We start from the raw sequence: 17,432 nt of genomic DNA, 5'->3' as shown, positions 1-17,432 counted from the left end.
GTTAGACTGAAACACCTTTCCTTGCATTTTGGAGGTTTTCCGTGACCGACGATAGCGTCCAGAGCGCGAAGTCCGCTCTCTCAAAGATTCGCAACATTGGTATTACAGCGCATATTGACGCGGGTAAGACCACGACGACTGAGCGTATGTTGTATTATACCGGCATGTCTCACCGTATCGGTGAAGTGCATGACGGTAACACCACGACCGACTATATGGCTCAGGAGCGTGAGCGCGGTATTACGATTACCTCCGCTGCCGTGACCTGTGAGTGGAACGACAACCGCATCAACATCATCGACACCCCAGGCCATATTGACTTTAACATTGAAGTTAATCGTTCCTTGCGCGTGCTTGATGGTGCCATCTTCGTGATTGAAGGTGTGGCCGGTGTGCAGCCTCAGTCCGAAACGAACTGGCGTCTGGCAGACCGTTATAATGTTCCGCGCATTATCTTCATCAACAAGCTCGACCGTGTGGGCGCTGACTTCTACTATGCGTTCAGCACGTTGAAAGAAAAGCTGGATATCGTCGCTATTCCGCTTCAGCTGCCGATTGGTGCTGAAGATAAGATGGTTGGTGTGGTTGATCTCGTCGAGATGCGCGCCATTGTCTGGGAAGGTGATGAGCTGGGGGCGAACTTCCATTACGAAGAAATCCCAGCTGACATGAAGGAAAAAGCTGAGGAAGCTCATCAGAACCTTCTCGATACGGCTCTTGCTGCTGATAACGAAGCCATGGAAGAGTATTTCGAGAAGGGTGAAGTTCCTCTCGCAACTCTGAAGCGTGCGATTAAGAAGGGCACGATCTCTGGTGAGTTCCGCCCTGTCATGTGTGGTACGGCCTTTAAGAATAAGGGTGTGCAGCCACTTCTCGACGCTGTGATTGACTACCTGCCAGCTCCTGATGAAGTTGAAGGTATTCGTATTGCACCGCCTGAAGATGAAGAGGTGGATGAAGACTTCCTGCCCATCATTCCGGTTGAGCCAGAAGGGAAGTTTGCGGGCCTTGCCTTTAAGATCATCTCTGACAAGTACGGCACACTGACCTTTGTCCGCGTCTATCGTGGTGTGTTGAACACGGGTGATACCGTGCTGAACACAACGAATGGCAAGAAAGAGCGTGTTGGACGTATGTTCCAGATGCACGCTGACAAGCGCCAGGAAGTGAAGTCTGTCGGTGCTGGTGATATTGCTGCGTTCGTGGGTCTGAAAGACACCGTAACGGGTGATACATTGGCTGATCCAGCTGATCCGGTGATCTTGGAGCGTATGCAGTTCCCAGTGCCTGTGATCGACATCTCAGTGGAGCCACGCACAAAGGCTGCTGTTGAGAAGATGACACTGGCTCTGCAAAAGCTGACAGCGGAAGATCCTTCCTTGCAGTTGCGCACGGATCATGAAACGGGTCAGACCATTCTTTCCGGGATGGGTGAGCTGCATCTGGACATTATTGTTGACCGTCTGCGTCGTGAATATAACGTGGATGCGAACATTGGTGCGCCTCAGGTGGCGTATCGTGAAACCATCACGCAGGCGCATACTGAGACATACACCCACAAGAAGCAGTCTGGTGGTTCCGGTCAGTTCGCTGAGGTCAAGATTAAGTTCGAACCTTCAGAGGAAAAAGATCAGATCATCTTTGAAAACAAGATCGTTGGTGGTGCTGTTCCTAAAGAATACATCCCAGCTGTTGAGAAGGGTATCCGTAACCAGGCATCAACCGGTGTGATGGCTGGCTTCGAGACAGTGGACTTCAAGTTCACGCTGGAAGACGGTAAATACCATGACGTTGACTCTTCTGCTCTCGCCTTCGAAATTGCTGCTAAGGCATGCTTCCGCGAAGGGATGAAGAAGGCTTCTCCGGTCATTCTGGAACCGATCATGGATGTGGAAATTACCACACCGAACGATCACGTTGGTGATGTTGTGGGTGACCTTAACCGTCGCCGCGGTATCATCCAGAATCAGGAAGTGATGGGATCTACCGTTCTTATTCGTTCTCAGGTGCCGCTGAAGGAAATGTTTGGCTACATTTCTCATCTGCGTTCTGCGACGAAGGGGCGTGCATCCTTCACCATGCAGTTCCATCACTACGACCCAGTGCCACGCAACGTGGCGGAAGAGATTATGGCAGACCGCCGCTAATCTTTTCACAGCGTATGTGATCAAGAAACCCTCGCTATTTAGGCGGGGGTTTTTTGTTGGTGGGGGAGATGCTTGACAGAAAGAACCTTTTCGTGTCTTTACCTGTGGCAGATAGGTGATGGATTGCCACCTGACCTTTATTGAGGTCGAACTGCCACTCGGCAAAACCGAGAAAGGCTGATGATTCCTGCCAATATGACATACGCGCGTGAAATGATGCGTGGTGTGATCGGTGAGGGAGTCTGTTGATGCCATCAATAACATTTAAAGAGACGTTTACGTTGTTTCTCCAACTGGTGCGTTGGAGTTTTTTGGTCTTGCCTCTTGCTGTGGTGATTGGGAGTTTTTGCGCCCTGTTCCTATGGCTTTTGGAAGTTGTGACCCAGTATCGCTTTATCCATCCAGCTATTCTTTACGCTTTGCCTATAGCCGGGGTTGCCGTTGGACTGGCCTACTCCCTTTGGGGCGGTCGCTCTGATGGGGGGAATAATCTCATTATTGATGAGATTCATGAGCCGGATGCCGGTGTGCCATTGAGGATGGCGCCTCTAGTCTTTTTGGGAACGATCATTAGTCATCTCTTCGGAGCCTCGGTTGGACGAGAGGGAACCGCTGTTCAAATGGGGGGAAGCCTAGCGAGCGCAGTGGCGCGTTGGTTTAGCTTGGATAAGCGCGACACACGTATTTTGCTGACAGCGGGGATTGCTGCTGGGTTTGGGGCTGTTTTTGGAACGCCCATCGCAGGTGCTGTTTTCGGGCTGGAGGTTCTTACTCTGGGGCGTCTTGATTGTAGCGCCTTACTGCCGGCAACGATTTGCTCTGTTGTGGCAGACTGGGTGTGTTACCAATGGGGTATTCATCATCCGCTCTATCCTATGGGATTCCACGGTCTTATAGGGGCCGATGGACACATTTTTCACGTTAATGCGTTGTTATTGGTGAAAGTAGGCGTGGCTGCCATTGCCTTTGGGTTCGCGAGCCGGGCTTTTTCAGAAGGGGTGCAGTATCTTTCCCCAATCGTGAAGAAGTTTTGCCCACAAAGCTGGCTGCGCCCAGCCATTGGTGGTGTTGTCACGATCATGTTGGTCTGGGCTTTGGGTACGCGTGATTATCTTGGCTTAGGTATGGTCGCGCCAGAAGCAGGCGGTGCGTCTATCCTCAACTTTTTCGGTGCTCATCATTATGCGTGGAGCTGGCTCTTAAAGCTGATCTTTACAGTGATTGCTTTGTCATGCGGGTTTAAAGGGGGTGAGGTCACGCCGCTCTTTTTTATCGGGTCTGGTCTGGGGAATGCTCTCGCACCTCTTTTAGGTGTTCCGGTTGATTTGTTGGCGGGGGTTGGTTTCGTTGCTGTGTTTGCTGGGGCCGCGAATACCCCAATTGCTTGTACTTTTATGGCCGTAGAGATGTTTGGTGGTGCGAATGTGATCTACTATGCTGTAGGCTGTATCATTGCTTATCTTGCATCAGGTCATACAGGAATTTACGTATCGCAACGGATTGCCGTGCCGAAGATTTGGTGGAAAGTGTTCAAACCCGGTGTGACGATCCGTCAGGCACGCTTAGGTAAATGGACAGAGTAATACGTTCAGAGGGACTATAAATATTCTTAAAACAAGGCCGTTCTCCTATGGTGGAGGCGGCCTTTTTAAGAGCTATGGTAATTTCCTTCCCATTCGAAACTATGGGAAGGAAAATGTGGCTGTTACCCAAAAACGCGGTTGGCGTGCATGATGGCAATACCGACTTCGCGGAGGAGGTCAAAGTTGCGTTGGAGTGGACGGAAAATCTGCTCATGCTCGCGAGCAAATCCCTGAGCAACCCCAGCACCGCCCGGTTCTCCGAAGTCGAGATTAGCGATACTTGGCGCATTAATAGGGAACAAATCATCAAGTAGACGAAGAGCGCGCGGCACGTCGAGGCAGAGGATCAACGTCGTGATGGCTTCGCGTGTGACAGTTCCACGAGGGCCGAAGTAAGGAATATAGGTGGCAAGGCGCCAGATACGTTCCATGAGTGCAAAGCGGATGACGTGGAGGAGTTTTTCATCTCCCTCCATCGTCGGAGCATCCGGCCATGCACTGCGTAGGGCGATATGTTCACGCTGAATGCGGCGGAACATGGCGGGAACACTCTTCCAGAACTCAAGCTCTTCTAAGTCCTCTGCAATGGCGAGAAGATGCGCCCGTTGGTCTGCACCCTGACAATCCGCAGCGCGATTGAGCCATGTTCCAGGGTCAAGCTGGTGGATCGTTGCGCGCAGCACATCAATGTCTGAATGGGCAAGAGCCTGATGCGCAAAATCCATCAACTGACGGAAACGCGGCGACTTTTCGCGGAGCTGCGCAAAGGTCTTTGGATGACGTTGGGCGGCGCCGCCTAAACCATGCAGAATATTGGCCCACCAACCAAGTTGTTGCAAAATCGCGTTATTAGGAATAGCGCGGATTTGGCTTGGATGGGTGATCCGATTAACCGTTGCTGTATCAGACTGACGAGCAGACGGACGGGAGCCTGTCTTATCAATAAGGGCTGGGCCAAAAGCACTGAGCAGTGCTGTGTAACCCGGGTCATTGACCAGATCGCCCATTTTCATGGCGAGAGTGGAGAAGAAGTCCATCGCAAAGTCAGGACGGTCATAGAGAGGGTCATCACGCTCTGCCGGGCTGATCGGCTCATGCTGGGAAGCGGAGCACTCTGCAAGGGAGGCGATGGTTGAAGTCGCCAGAGCCGCCGTGCCAAAGAGCGTATAGCCATCACCACCTTGGAAGGCGGTTTCGACACGGTACTGAATTCCCGCATCGCGTAGCGCTTGGCGTGTATGAGGAGGGGAGAAATAGTCCAGCCGTTCTTTGAGACTGAAAGGATGGGCGCCGCGGCCAATACTTTCCCCATGTGTATCGAACATGGTGAGGGCGACATCGTCCAACCCGTGTTCTTTCATCAGGGCAAGGGTGCGCATCCGCAAGCGCTCAACCAAGTTTGCCGCTGCAATTTGCCCCACATAACGACCGGAGTCAGAATAGCCGAACTGGAGAGATAAACGGCCATTTGCACGAAGATACTGACGCCAATGAGGGGAACGGAAGGCTTCTTCAAGGATCATTTCTCCGTTTTCGAGCGCCGTTTCAGTCTCAAAAAGGGGAGAAATCTCAATCTGATGGTCTTTAATACCAAAGAGACGCGCCAACCACAGTGTAGCGAGGAGGGTATACCCGCTTTCAGTCTCGGCAATAAGGAAGCGGATTGGCGTATCTGAATCAATATGTTTCAGAATTTGCGCCATCGTCATCATTAGACGTGCAGCTGCGCTGGGCTCAACTAAAAGAGCACCAAAATCAACCGCGAGCGGTGTAAGGTTATCCATTGCCGCATCAATATGCGACAAAAGCGCTTGGCGATGGAACGGTAGGGTCGGGTCGTCTGTCAGGCCTAAACGCGTACGAGCCACATTGTAGATTTGTGCCGCATTAAGGCGTGTGTGGATATGGGACAGACCAAGCCCATGGGTCATAAAGCCTGTGCGGATGACATCAAGCTGTTCGGCTTTTTCCGGGCTTAACTCAGCTGCGGTCTCGTCAAAGAGGGGCTGCAGTGCTTGAGCGGTGAGGAGCGCAGCCTCTTCGCGTGCAATAAGTTGACGGGCGAAAGTAGCGATCGCTTCAGGGTCAGGCTGCTTGCCAGGCTGTGAACGCGGGCAGGCATCGCGTTGTTCGCTCGTAGCGATGATCGCATCTGAGACGCGCTGCCCCAAGGTAGATGATGAAAGATCTAGACGTGCTAGTCCATCTGAAAGACGCTGCAGTTGGGCGAGCTTAAGGCCTATACGAATACGGATGGTATCCCACCAGCCAATATCGTTACGGCCATCCGTGTCAAAACCAACCCAGCTTGCGAGAAGAAGCGGGGATGGTGTGAAACTTTTAGCGTCAGGCCAGCGCTTACGGGCTGCACGGAAAATTTCTAAAGCAAGGTCATCTAATGCATCGCGACCACGCTGGATCGCTGCGAGGGCGAGGCTTTGCTCTTCATCCAATGTAGGTGGCGCTGCACGACGATGGGTGGCGAGCTCGGGAATATGGCGCTCAGGGTTTTCAGCACGTTCAGCAAGAAGCGTGTAAACCTCATTAGCAAGTGCAAAGGTCGGATGGGCCGTAAAAACGGCAGCGATTCCTGCCGTATTGAGGCTTTCAGGAGAGTCCGCTTGAGCAACCAAGGTTTGAGCAACTTGGGTAAGCCGTTCGTGCGGGGCAGAGTGGCTGTCCAGCCCGATATAACGGCGCAGCGCGTCCGCGCGGGTTCCAAAGTTACGATCACGCAGCTGACGGACTATTTTTTCAAGAGTATCAATACCCTTATCCGAGCTGCTTTGGTCAGCAAGCGACGTAATCATGTCAGGCAGATCATGATGCGTATCGGCCAAACCAGCACTTAACGCATCAATCAGCTCAGAGGGAGCACCATCGGAGAGGGCGGCGCGGTCAGTCATGGGGATTGATCTCGTTGTTTTTCAAGATAGGAAATAGGAGTAGAATGTTCCACGATCCCCCATTGAAAGCAACCATTCCTGTGCATTCAAGAGCATGTTATAAAAGAAAAAGAGCATAAAAGGACAAAGGATGTCGGAAGCACACGCCCCAGAACAAAGTAGGCTGTCACGGCCAGGCACGGTCGCGACGGTGCTTTTAGTCGGGATGGGAGGGCTGGCTGTCGGAAGTAGCTTGCCTATTTGGGAGCGTCTTTATGCTCATAGTGTCGTGTTGGATATGATACAGGCAGGGGCGCGTGCGGGTGTTGTTGGAGGCTTAGCTGATTGGTTCGCTGTTACGGCACTTTTTCGGCACCCTATGGGATTGCCGATCCCTCATACGGCGATTTTACCGCGTCGAAAGAAGCAGCTTGGCCAAGCTATGGGGCGCTTTGTCGCGGAGCATTTTTTTACAGAGCACGATTTAACAGCGTTGCTGGAACGTTTTGATTGTTCAAAAGCTCTTGTTAAAACCCTCCAAAACCCAACAACACGCGATGCTGTTGTTGATAATATGCGGCGGATTACTCCCGGCCTTTTGGAGCGTTTGGAAGATGGACGTGGATCAGCCTTGGCAGGGCGTCTTCTGCCTGTCTTGCTTCATGGGCGTGACGTTGCACCACTTGTCGCGCGGGTTTTACGCGCGATGGTGAATGTTGATGTTCATCAAGAGGTTTTTTCTTTTTTCCTTTCTCAATTTAAAGAGTTGGTCGTTCAACATGAACCTGAGTTCCATCGTTTTGTAGAAGAGAGGGTGAGAGAGCAGGGCGGGCGTTTTGTTGGCTGGGCGATCGGGGGGCGTGTGGCGTCTCAGGCGCTTAATGCGTTGAAGATGGAATTAGAGCGTGTCGATCCGATGGATTCTGATATCAGACACGGTTTTACCACATGGGTTAATGAGAAAATTGATCAGCTAGAGAAGGATCCAGCTCAGCTTACACGAGTCATGGAACATATTTCAGATTTTCTTGGACATGACGCTGTTAAGGAATGGTGGGGAAGTCTTTGGCGGCGTTTACGGATAGTGACGGAGGACGATAGCCAACGCTCTGATGGATGGAGTGCCCAAGTCTCTCAGGCTTTGCTTGACCATGTGATTGATATACTGAGTGAGGATAAAGAGTTTTCAGCGAAAATAAATCATATCGTGAGTCGGAGTGCTGTGCATATGATTGCGGGCATTCGCCAAGAGGTCGCAGCGTTGATCGCGCGCGTGATGGAAAAATGGGATGGCCCTAGTTTAGCAGCACGTTTGGAGCGCGGAGTAGGCAAAGATCTTGCTTATATTCGTATCAATGGAACCGTTGTGGGGTTTCTAGTAGGAGGATTATTAGAGGCTCTCCTTGGTCTAGTGGCGAGACTGTAAGAATAAAGAAGACAGCTTATTAACATTCTGTTATATTTTATGACGATAGAGCCTTTTAACGGATAATTTTTCCCAAACATCTTGACCTAAGAGACCATATGGGCCATCTCGAATCAATGTGGACTGTATAGGTCTGAAATACGTTTTCACAGGTTCTGGGTTTTCTATCGTGTTAAGACTGTCCAAGTTAGCGGATTACGCAACGGTTATCCTCGTCCGTTTAGGACAAAGAGGGGAGCTTGCAACAGCAACAACGCTTGCCCAAGAAACAGGCGTGCCTGAGCCGACCGTGGCAAAAATTCTCAAAGGACTTGCCGCCGGGGAACTTGTCGTGTCCTACCGCGGGGCTCGGGGAGGGTATCGTTTAGCGGAAACGCTTGCTGATATTTCCGTTGCGCGTGTCATCCGAAGTGTTGATGGCCCGATTGCCGTGACAGCATGCTGTGATGGACGTGAATGCGGACACGGAGACACGTGCGGATTATCTGGACAGTGGGACATGGTCAATCAAGCCATCTGCCAAGCGTTAGAGAGTATCACCTTAGCGGATATGGCAGCGCCAGGGCCGTGTAAGAAGATGGCAACCTGTTCGGCAGACAAAGAACAAACCAGACCCGAAGAGATCGTGGTTTCTGGCTAAGAGGGGGAAACTATGCCGGCTGTATCGGAAACCCGTGAAACTGTCGAAAAGCTTGCAAACTCAGGCTATGAGTGGGGCTTTGAGACAGATGTTGAGATGGACATCGCGCCGAAAGGACTGAACGAAGATATCGTTCGTCTCATTTCTGCTCGCAAGGAAGAGCCTGAATGGATGCTGCAATGGCGTTTAAAGGCGTTTCGCTCGTGGGAAAAAATGGAAGAGCCGCGTTGGTCTAAGGTCAACTATCCTGACATTGACTATCAGGACGCACATTATTTCGCACAGCCGAAGAAGAAGCCCGGCCCCAAGAGTCTTGATGAGGTTGATCCTGAGCTTTTAAGGACTTACGAAAAGCTTGGTATCCCTTTGCATGAGCAAGAATTGCTTGCAGGCGTGGAAGGCGCGGATGAAGCGCGCGCCCCTGTTGCCGTGGATGCGGTGTTTGATAGTGTGTCTGTCGCGACGACCTTCCGTAAGAAACTCGCTGAAGCGGGGGTGATCTTCTGCCCGATTTCGGAAGCAATCCGCGAGCATCCCGAACTTGTGCAGCGTTATCTCGGAACAGTGGTTCCGCAAAATGATAATTTCTTCACGGCTTTGAACTCAGCCGTCTTTACCGATGGGTCTTTTGTGTATGTGCCGAAGGGCGTGCGGTGCCCGATGGAACTTTCCACCTATTTCCGCATTAATGCGCGTAATACGGGGCAGTTTGAACGTACGCTGATCATTGCTGAAGACCGCGCTACTGTGTCTTATCTTGAAGGATGCACGGCACCTCAGCGTGATGAAAATCAGCTTCATGCTGCCGTGGTGGAGCTTGTGGCGATGGAGGATGCGTCCATCAAATATTCAACCGTCCAGAACTGGTATCCCGGTGATGATGAGGGGAAGGGCGGTATCTATAACTTCGTGACCAAGCGTGGGATCTGCAAAGGCGATAGAGCCCGCATTTCTTGGACGCAGGTTGAGACAGGCTCCGCGATTACGTGGAAATACCCATCCTGTATTTTGGCCGGGAAAGGTTCTGTTGGGGAGTTCTACTCTGTTGCCGTGACTAATCGTCATCAGCAGGCTGATACTGGGACGAAGATGATCCATCTGGCGCCTGATACGCGGTCAACGATTGTGGCGAAGACGATTTCCGCTGGGCAGTCTGACAGCACGTATCGTGGTCTGGTGCGGATGCAGCCAAAGGCGCGCAATGGGCGGAACTTTACGCAATGCGATAGTTTGCTCATTGGGGATCAATGTGGCGCGCATACAGTGCCCTATATTGAGAGCCGGAACATGACAGCGCGGGTTGAGCATGAAGCGACAACTTCCAAAATCTCTGAAGATCAGCTCTTTTACTGCCGGTCACGTGGATTTTCGGAAGAAGAAGCGGTCGGTTTAATTGTGAATGGCTTCTGCCGAGAAGTGTTGAAAGAGCTCCCGATGGAGTTTGCCGTCGAAGCGCAAAAATTACTTCAAATCAGCCTTGAAGGAAGTGTGGGTTAAAACAATGAGCGATTTTCTAACAATTAAGGGCCTTAAAGCGCAGATTGATGCGGATGGCACAGCGAAGGAAATTCTCAAAGGTGTTGACCTCTCCGTTCCTAAAGGGGAAGTCCACGCCATTATGGGGCCGAATGGCTCGGGGAAATCGACACTTTCGTACACCCTAGCCGGGCGTGAGGACTATGAGGTGACGGCTGGTGACGTTTCCTTTAAGGAGCAGAACCTCCTTGAACTGGAGCCAGAAGAGCGCGCGGCGTTGGGTATTTTCCTTGCTTTTCAGGCCCCAGTTGAGCTTCCGGGTGTCAATAACGCGAACTTTTTGCGCACAGCGGTGAATGCCGTTCGCCGGGCTCGTGGGGAAGAGGAGCTGGACGCTGTTTCTTTCTTGAAACTGACACGTGAAGAGACAGCGCGTTTGTCCATGTCGTCAGAGATGCTGAAGCGTGCGGTTAATGTCGGGTTCTCAGGTGGTGAGAAGAAGCGCAATGAAGTCTTGCAGATGCGTCTGTTGAAGCCATCCTTAGCGATCTTGGATGAGACTGATAGCGGACTGGATATTGACGCACTGCGTATTGTTGCAGACGGGGTCAACTCTCTGCGCAGCCCAGACTTCTCTTCCTTGGTGATTACCCATCATCAGCGTTTGTTGGACTATATCGTGCCTGACCGTGTGCATGTGATGGCGAATGGGCGGATCATCCATAGTGGTGGCCCAGAAGTCGCTAAACAGCTGGAAAAAGACGGCTACAAGCAGTTTCTTGAGGCAGCAGAGTGAGTGAAACGACACAACAAGCGTGGACGGCCTTTACAGAACGGGCCGGAACACGGGCGGCGTTGTTGGGTACGCAAGAGCTACCCACGCGTCGTGTAGAAGCTTGGCATTACACGTCTCTTCAGCCCTTAAATGGGGTGGCTTGGCGCACGCCAGAACGGCTTTCTTCAGCGCGATTGACGGCCTTGCTCAAGCCTTTAGCCTTGCCTGAAGCAGATGGTTGCGTGGTTTTTGGTAATGGGTATGAAGATACCGATTATACCAAACTTCCTGCGTCAATCATGCGAGAGAAGCTTGATGACCAAGCCTCTTTCGAGGATGAAGCGCTGAAAGACCGCTTCTCCGCACAGCTCAATGGTGCGCTCCGTCAAGATGGGCTGCACCTGCGTGTGCCTGCTGGTGTTGATGGCGGCTTGGTGGTGTTGGCGAGTGTATGTGATGGACAAGATGTCTCAGTGCATCTTCATCATAGCATTGTGCTGGAAGAAGGCGCTTCTCTAACGTTGCTTGACGTGCAGGGTGGTGAGGGACGTTATCTTGCGAACCCGCTCTTTGACGTCCACTGTGCCAAAGGGGCTCATTTCCGTCATGTGAAGCGGCAGACGGAAAGCAAGGAGGCCTTTCATCTTGGTATCGTATCGGCGCACAGTGAAGAGCACGGGAATTATAATAGCTTCACCCTCAACCAGGGAGGAGCATTGGCCCGTCATGAAGTGGTCAGCACCTTACAAGGCCCTCATGCCAATAGCACAGTAAATGCTGTTCAGCTCGTTGGTGGAGCGCGGCTGAATGATTTGACGTCTCTTATTCATCATGCAGCTCCTGACTGTACGTCACGCCAAACGGTGCGGAGCGTTCTGTCTGATGCGGCACAGGGTGTCTTTCAGGGGAAGATTCTGGTCGATCAAATCGCGCAGAAGACGGACGGTTATCAGATGAATCAGGCGCTTCTGCTGTCTGAAAAAGCGCAGATTAACAGCAAGCCTGAGCTTGAGATCTACGCTGATGACGTCAAATGCAGTCACGGTGCTACGGTTGGTGCGCTTGATGAAGAACAGCTTTTCTACTTGCGTTCACGCGGTATTCCAGAAGAGAAGGCACGAACCCTACTCATTAATGCCTTCTTACGAGAAGCTGTGGAAATGCTGGATGATGAGGGCCTACAAGCCTATCTGTTAAGGAGCTTCCCTGGTCATGAATAATGATGTGCGTGCCTGCTTCCCGATTTTGTCTGAAAAGGTGCATGGGCGGCCGCTTGTGTATCTCGACAGTGCGGCTTCTGCACAGAAGCCCAACGCTGTTATTGATGCGATGAGTGAAGCGGCGCGCCATTGTTATGCGAACATTCATCGTGGGCTTCATGCGATGAGTGAACGGACAACCGTCGCCTATGAAGCAGTGCGTCAGGATGTTGCGCGCTTTATTAATGCCCCCAGTGCTCAGGAAGTTTTCTTCACGAAGAACAGTACCGAAGGCTTTAACTTCTTAGCCCATACGTTGGGTGAGAGGGTTAAACCGGGGCAAGCGATTGTTCTTTCAGAGCTGGAGCATCACGCTAATATTGTGCCTTGGCTGATGTTACGTGAAAGAACAGGGGTTGAGCTGCGTATTGTCCCGATTAAGGATGATGGTGACCTTGACCTAGACGCTTATGAGCAGCTTTTATCTGATGGAAAAGTGGCGTTGGTGTCTATCACTCACATGTCCAATGTGTTGGGGACGATCACACCGGCGAAGCATCTAGCGGAGCGGGCGCATCATTATGGGGCAACGATCATCTTTGATGCCTCACAATCTATTGTGCATCAAAAGCTTGATGTGCAGGAGAGTGGTGCAGACTTTATCGTCTTTACGGGGCACAAACTTTACGGGCCAACGGGCGTTGGTGCCGTATGGGGGCGTGCTGCACTGCTTGAAGAGCTTCCACCTTTTATGGGGGGAGGCGAGATGATCCGTTCTGTTTCATTTGATGCGGTCAGTTGGGCGGATATACCGCACCGTTTCGAAGCAGGAACGCCGCCTATTTTGGAAGTGATCGGTTTGGGAGCGGCCATTCGTTTCGTGGAAGGAATTGGCCATTCCCGGATAGAGGCTCATGAAAAAGAGCTTCTGGCTTATGGGACAGAGCGTCTGTCTTCTCTTAAAGGGATGCGTATTCTTGGTGCGCCAGCTCAAAGAGGGGGGGTGCTCTCATTTGTAATGGAGGGGGCGCATCCGCATGATTTGGCGGTTCTTTTGGATAAACAAGGAATTGCTGTACGGGCTGGGCAACATTGCGCAGAACCGCTATTAACACGTTTAGGATTGCATGCCACGACGCGTGCGAGTTTTGGCTTATACACGAGTCTGAGCGAGATTGATGCACTCGTAGAAGGGCTTGAACGTGCACACGGACTACTCACGTGAGGGAAAGATGACGAATTCCAATGTTCATGACAATGGTAATGGCTCATCTTTAGAAGATGAGCGTGATACCCAAAAAACCGGTGTGCCTGAGCCTTTTCCTGATGGGTATGAGCAGCTTGTACCTCCGCCCGTTGACGCTCCGCCAACACAGGAAGAGGTCATCGCGGCGATTGAGACGGTGTATGATCCAGAAATTCCCGTCAATGTGTACGAGCTGGGTTTGATCTACGCGATTGACCTTCATGATGATGGTCGCGTGCATATTGAAATGTCGCTTACGGCGCCGAATTGCCCCAGTGCTCAAGAACTTCCTCAGATGATTCGTTATGCGGTGCTGTCGGTCGCAACGGTTAAGAAGGTGAAGGTGGACGTTGTATGGGATCCGCCGTGGGATATGAGTCGTATGAGTGATAATGCGCGTTTAGCGCTTAATATGTTCTAATGTGATGTTTTGACGGAGAAAGGGGGAACAGAGATGACTGAAACGTCCCCAAAGAAAGCGTTACCACCTTTGATGAGCATGACAGAGCGGGCGGCAGAGCGTCTGCGTGCTCTGTATGCTGGAGCGCAACAGGGAAAAACTCTCCGTATCAGCGTGGGTAAGCGAGGCTGTTCGGGGCTTTCTTACGAGATGGATTTTGTCGATCAGCCGCAAAAGGGAGATGAGCACGTGCAGGATCACGATCTCACGCTACTGGTTGACCAGAAAGCCACGCTCTTTTTGATCGGAACGGTTATGGATTATGAGGTGAAAGACCTCGAATCGGGCTTTACCTTTACCAATCCGAATGAAAAAGGCCGGTGTGGCTGTGGAGAGAGTTTCCACATCTAAACCGCACTCGAAATGGAAAAGCGGAGGGGATTAGCCCTTCCGCTTTTTTTCGATCTTTTTAAGACGCTTTGCATCACGCGAGAGCGTAATAACCGTCTCAACATCGCTCGACCATAAGAACTGGTCAACCACGTGCCAATCGATTATTTGGAAACCAGCCTTGTGTAACGGTGCAAGGTCTTTGGTGAGTGCTGCTGGATTGCAGCTGATATAGACAATATCCTTCACATCAGAACGCGCTAAGGGCGAAAGCTGCTTTCCCGCTCCATTATAGGGAGGGTCAAGGATGACAGCACGTGCACTTTTTAGGTCATGGGGCAGGAGTGGCTGACGGTTGAGGTCACGCACTTCTCCTTCTGCACGCGTCCCGTGAGTTGCTTTGCGTAAGGCCATCATCGCTTCAGCGCTGCCTTCATAGGCTTTAACATGCCCTTTTTGGGCCAACGGGAAGGTAAGCGTACCACAACCGGCATAAAGCTCGACGAGGCGATCTTTGCGGTTGAGAGAGGGAAGGGCGTTAAGCACAGCATCCACAATGCTCTGTTCAGCCTCACGTGTGGCTTGCAAAAAGGTTGCCGGAGGGGGCGCGACTTTAACGCCAGCGAAAGAGTGGAAGACAGGGCTCCATTGTACAACGGTTTCCATCTCTTTGCCGGGGGCGGCACGCCACGTGATACGTGGAATCGCGTGGGTGCGCGCAAAGTCAGCCAATTTACGGCGGTCTGAGCTTGAGAGAGGAGACGGTGTTTCGAGTGTAATATCGGGGCCGCTTTCAAGAAGATTGATCGCGATTCCGCCGCGTCCCGTTAAAGCCCCTAGCCCTGATAGTACGTCTCGCAATGGCTCAAGAAGAGCCATTAAACGTGGATGAATAAGGGCGCATTCCGTCATATTGACCGGGTCGCCCCCGCGCTGATGTAGCCCGAGCACCATGCCGCCATCGACCCGTTGCAGCGCGGCATCAAGGCGCTGACGGGAATGGGATGGTGTTTGAAACGATGTTGGTGTGGGTAAGGAGACGTATCCCGCCGCTTGAAGCGCGTTGCGTACGCGTGACATCTTCCAGTCTAATAAGGCTGGAAGAGCCATATGTTGCAGCGTACAGCCACCACACGGCTCTGCAAGCGCGCATACGGGGGTAACGCGCTCAGGCGAATCGCTCTCGCGTGCCAAAAGGTCACAGTGTGAGCCGTTAAAGCGGACATGCACCTTCTCTCCGGGAAGGGTCTCCGGAATATAGAAAACCTGCCCTTCGTAACGGAGAAGACCGTCCCCAGAATGACCAAGCTGTTCAATCTGGAGGTGCTGTTGAGAAGAAGTAGCGGTCATTAATCGTTGTTACGCGGTGTAGGACGGCACGAAATATTCATAAAGGCCGGAACATACTCTCCAAACCCTTCTTGGACACCACCTTTTTCTGAGACAGGTGGCAGAAGCCCTTTAGGAGAAGCACCTTTTCCACGAGCCCGGGAAGGACGCACATCATCGCGAGGCGCTTTGTTTTTGCGCTGCTTGGAGTGTGACTCGTGAGGGGATTTCTTTTTCGCTGGAGCGGTGTCTGACCCGAAATCCTTGAAGTTTTGAGACCAATCAAGGACAGGAAATCCTTCGATCATCCCATGTTTGATCTTCTTCTTAGTGAGGGCCTCGACCGCATCAAGCAAGTTTTCGTCCTCGGATGGCGTTACGAGCGTAAAAGCATGCCCTTCCTTGCCTGCGCGACCCGTGCGACCAATTCGGTGCACATAATCTTCTGCATTAAACGGAAGGTCATAGTTAAAGACATGCGATAGCCCGCCAATATCAATGCCGCGTGCTGCAATATCAGAGCATACAAGAAGCTTCAGTTCGCCAGAACGGAAACGTTCCAGTGTTTCAAAGCGGAGAGATTGCGTGAGGTCACCATGCAAATGACCAACAGCAAAGCCCTTCCGTGAGAGATAAGCGTTCAAGGTATCAACGTCGCGCTTGCGGTTACAGAAAATGATCGCATTTTGTACATCTTCCGTGCGTATTAACGTACGTAGTGCCTTTGGTTTGTCGCTCTTCTCAACCAAGAAGACGCGTTCAATAATGGTGCTGGCGACAGATGATTGACGTGCGATGGTAATTTCACGCGGTGATGACAAGAAGGCTTCCGTCAGACGACGAATTTCTGGTGCCATAGTAGCCGAGAAAAAGAGTGTCTGGCGACGTTGTGGCAGTAAGCTAACAATGCGCTCAATATCGGGAATAAAACCCATATCAAGCATACGGTCGGCTTCATCAATAACAAGCATATCTGTTTTTGTAAGCAGCAATCCGCCACGGTTGAACAGATCAAGCAAACGTCCTGGCGTTGCGATAAGCACATCAACCCCACGGTTAAGAAGTTCACGCTGCTCATTCATGTTTCCTCCGCCAATGAGGAGGGCATGGGTAAGGCGCAAATGTTTGCCGTAGCGTTCAAAATTCTCAGCAACTTGAAGAGCAAGCTCGCGCGTAGGTTCTAAGATAAGCGAACGTGGCATGCGGGCGCGGGCGCGCGATTTTGAGAGCTTCTCCAGAAGGGGAAGGGTAAACGAGGCCGTCTTTCCTGTTCCTGTCTGAGCAACGCCCAGTACATCATGGCCTGCAAGAATGTCAGGAATTGCTTGCGCTTGAATAGGCGTAGGGTGTGTATAGCCCATTTCCTCTACAGCACGAAGCAGCGGAGCTGAAAGAGCAAGGTCTGAAAAGAGAGGAGTTTTTTCGTCTGTTTGCGAAGGGGCTTGGGCTACAGAAGCAGCCTCTTCAGCATCGGAGGAAGTATCCTCTACGGCCTGTTCTGGCTGATTGGCCTTTTTCTTAGAAGAGGCACGCGTTGTCCGCTTCCGTCGAGCTGGCTTATGGGGAGATTCGTCGTCTTGCAGGGCGTCCGTGTGCGCTTCGTCACCTGTCTGTGTCGTAAGAGGCGATGTATCTTCCGCTTTTTCAGCAGCTTTCTTACGTGTTGTCGTGCGGCGGCGTGGCTTAGGGGCTTCCTCAGCTGATGCTTCTACGGCCTCAACATCCGTTATTTCTTTAGCTGTCTTTTTTCTAGGGCGGCCTCTTGGCTTGGCTGGTGCTGCATCCACTTGTTTAGATGCTTGCGGAGAAACGGCATCATTGGCCTGATCGTCTGCCTCTACGCTTTTAGTGCGCCGTGTGCGTGTCGTTTTCTTGGAAGCAGTACTCTCTACCACTTTTGGTGTGCTTTTTTTTCGTGTTGCTGTTTTCTTTTGAG

General features: G+C 51.7%; 13 protein-coding genes and 1 riboswitch. Of the genes, 10 read left to right on the top strand and 3 right to left on the bottom strand.

Features of this window, described 5'->3' with window-relative positions; all coding sequences use genetic code 11:
• Window positions 1-41: 41 nt before the first annotated feature.
• Both fusA and GS535_RS02570 read left to right on the top strand, forming a co-directional pair.
• Window positions 42-2,147 carry an elongation factor G gene (fusA, locus tag GS535_RS02575; RefSeq protein WP_160792310.1) on the top strand — a complete coding sequence of 702 codons (2,106 nt, stop codon included), beginning with the start codon at window positions 42-44 and terminating at the stop codon, window positions 2,145-2,147.
• Window positions 2,148-2,252: 105 nt separating this feature from the next.
• A riboswitch (Fluoride riboswitch) is annotated at window positions 2,253-2,344 on the top strand.
• 51 nt (window positions 2,345-2,395) lie between these two features.
• On the top strand, window positions 2,396-3,730 hold the full coding sequence (locus tag GS535_RS02570) for a voltage-gated chloride channel family protein (RefSeq protein ID WP_160792309.1): 1,335 nt from the start codon (window positions 2,396-2,398) through the stop codon (window positions 3,728-3,730).
• A 122-nt stretch (window positions 3,731-3,852) separates the two neighbouring features.
• Here GS535_RS02570 and GS535_RS02565 read toward each other — a convergent pair whose 3' ends face one another.
• Window positions 3,853-6,636: a phosphoenolpyruvate carboxylase gene (locus GS535_RS02565; RefSeq protein ID WP_160792308.1), complete on the bottom strand. Its 2,784-nt coding sequence runs from the start codon at window positions 6,634-6,636 to the stop codon at window positions 3,853-3,855.
• Window positions 6,637-6,766: 130 nt separating this feature from the next.
• Between GS535_RS02565 and GS535_RS02560 the strand changes: the two genes are divergently transcribed.
• The 8 genes from GS535_RS02560 to GS535_RS02525 all read left to right on the top strand — a co-directional run bounded on the left by GS535_RS02560 (window position 6,767) and on the right by GS535_RS02525 (window position 14,188).
• Window positions 6,767-8,041, top strand: coding sequence for a DUF445 domain-containing protein (locus tag GS535_RS02560; RefSeq protein WP_160792307.1), 1,275 nt, complete (start codon window positions 6,767-6,769; stop codon window positions 8,039-8,041).
• 169 nt (window positions 8,042-8,210) lie between these two features.
• Complete coding sequence (locus GS535_RS02555; RefSeq protein ID WP_370518162.1) at window positions 8,211-8,681, top strand: SUF system Fe-S cluster assembly regulator; 471 nt, start codon at window positions 8,211-8,213, stop codon at window positions 8,679-8,681.
• Between the two features lie 12 nt (window positions 8,682-8,693).
• Window positions 8,694-10,178 (top strand): Fe-S cluster assembly protein SufB, encoded by a 1,485-nt coding sequence (sufB, locus tag GS535_RS02550; protein WP_160792305.1) that lies wholly within the window; start codon window positions 8,694-8,696, stop codon window positions 10,176-10,178.
• 4 nt (window positions 10,179-10,182) lie between these two features.
• Complete coding sequence (gene sufC, locus GS535_RS02545) at window positions 10,183-10,953, top strand: Fe-S cluster assembly ATPase SufC (protein WP_160792304.1); 771 nt, start codon at window positions 10,183-10,185, stop codon at window positions 10,951-10,953.
• Window positions 10,950-12,152, top strand: a complete 1,203-nt coding sequence (gene sufD / locus GS535_RS02540; protein ID WP_160792303.1) for a Fe-S cluster assembly protein SufD — start codon at window positions 10,950-10,952, stop codon at window positions 12,150-12,152. Before sufC ends, sufD begins: the two co-directional genes overlap by 4 nt.
• Window positions 12,145-13,356, top strand: coding sequence for an aminotransferase class V-fold PLP-dependent enzyme (locus GS535_RS02535; RefSeq protein ID WP_160792302.1), 1,212 nt, complete (start codon window positions 12,145-12,147; stop codon window positions 13,354-13,356). Before sufD ends, GS535_RS02535 begins: the two co-directional genes overlap by 8 nt.
• Window positions 13,357-13,363: 7 nt before the next feature.
• A complete protein-coding gene (locus GS535_RS02530; RefSeq protein WP_018979645.1) occupies window positions 13,364-13,798 on the top strand; it encodes an SUF system Fe-S cluster assembly protein in 435 nt (144 codons plus the stop codon).
• 33 nt (window positions 13,799-13,831) lie between these two features.
• Window positions 13,832-14,188 carry an iron-sulfur cluster assembly accessory protein gene (locus tag GS535_RS02525; RefSeq protein ID WP_160792301.1) on the top strand — a complete coding sequence of 119 codons (357 nt, stop codon included), beginning with the start codon at window positions 13,832-13,834 and terminating at the stop codon, window positions 14,186-14,188.
• Between the two features lie 30 nt (window positions 14,189-14,218).
• Here GS535_RS02525 and GS535_RS02520 read toward each other — a convergent pair whose 3' ends face one another.
• Window positions 14,219-15,517 (bottom strand): class I SAM-dependent RNA methyltransferase, encoded by a 1,299-nt coding sequence (locus tag GS535_RS02520; protein ID WP_160792300.1) that lies wholly within the window; start codon window positions 15,515-15,517, stop codon window positions 14,219-14,221.
• Window positions 15,517-17,079, bottom strand: a complete 1,563-nt coding sequence (locus GS535_RS02515) for a DEAD/DEAH box helicase (protein WP_408906234.1) — start codon at window positions 17,077-17,079, stop codon at window positions 15,517-15,519. The genes GS535_RS02520 and GS535_RS02515 overlap by 1 nt, the downstream gene beginning before the upstream one ends.
• Window positions 17,080-17,432: the final 353 nt, after the last annotated feature.

The sequence above is a fragment of the Saccharibacter sp. EH611 genome (genome assembly GCF_009834765.1).
Classification (GTDB): Bacteria; Pseudomonadota; Alphaproteobacteria; order Acetobacterales; family Acetobacteraceae; genus Saccharibacter.
Note: the sequence above shows the minus strand (reverse complement) of the source record. Positions and strands in the feature narration are given on the sequence as shown.

What these genes read in the sequence shown, in the direction of transcription:
- GS535_RS02570 (WP_160792309.1), top strand. Translation starts at nt 2,396, where the DNA reads ATGCCATCAATAACATTTAAAGAGACGTTTACGTTGTTTCTCCAACTG.
- GS535_RS02565 (WP_160792308.1), bottom strand. Translation starts at nt 6,636, where the DNA reads ATGACTGACCGCGCCGCCCTCTCCGATGGTGCTCCCTCTGAGCTGATT.
- GS535_RS02560 (WP_160792307.1), top strand. Translation starts at nt 6,767, where the DNA reads ATGTCGGAAGCACACGCCCCAGAACAAAGTAGGCTGTCACGGCCAGGC.
- sufB (WP_160792305.1), top strand. Translation starts at nt 8,694, where the DNA reads ATGCCGGCTGTATCGGAAACCCGTGAAACTGTCGAAAAGCTTGCAAAC.
- sufC (WP_160792304.1), top strand. Translation starts at nt 10,183, where the DNA reads ATGAGCGATTTTCTAACAATTAAGGGCCTTAAAGCGCAGATTGATGCG.
- GS535_RS02535 (WP_160792302.1), top strand. Translation starts at nt 12,145, where the DNA reads ATGAATAATGATGTGCGTGCCTGCTTCCCGATTTTGTCTGAAAAGGTG.
- GS535_RS02530 (WP_018979645.1), top strand. Translation starts at nt 13,364, where the DNA reads ATGACGAATTCCAATGTTCATGACAATGGTAATGGCTCATCTTTAGAA.
- GS535_RS02525 (WP_160792301.1), top strand. Translation starts at nt 13,832, where the DNA reads ATGACTGAAACGTCCCCAAAGAAAGCGTTACCACCTTTGATGAGCATG.
- GS535_RS02520 (WP_160792300.1), bottom strand. Translation starts at nt 15,517, where the DNA reads ATGACCGCTACTTCTTCTCAACAGCACCTCCAGATTGAACAGCTTGGT.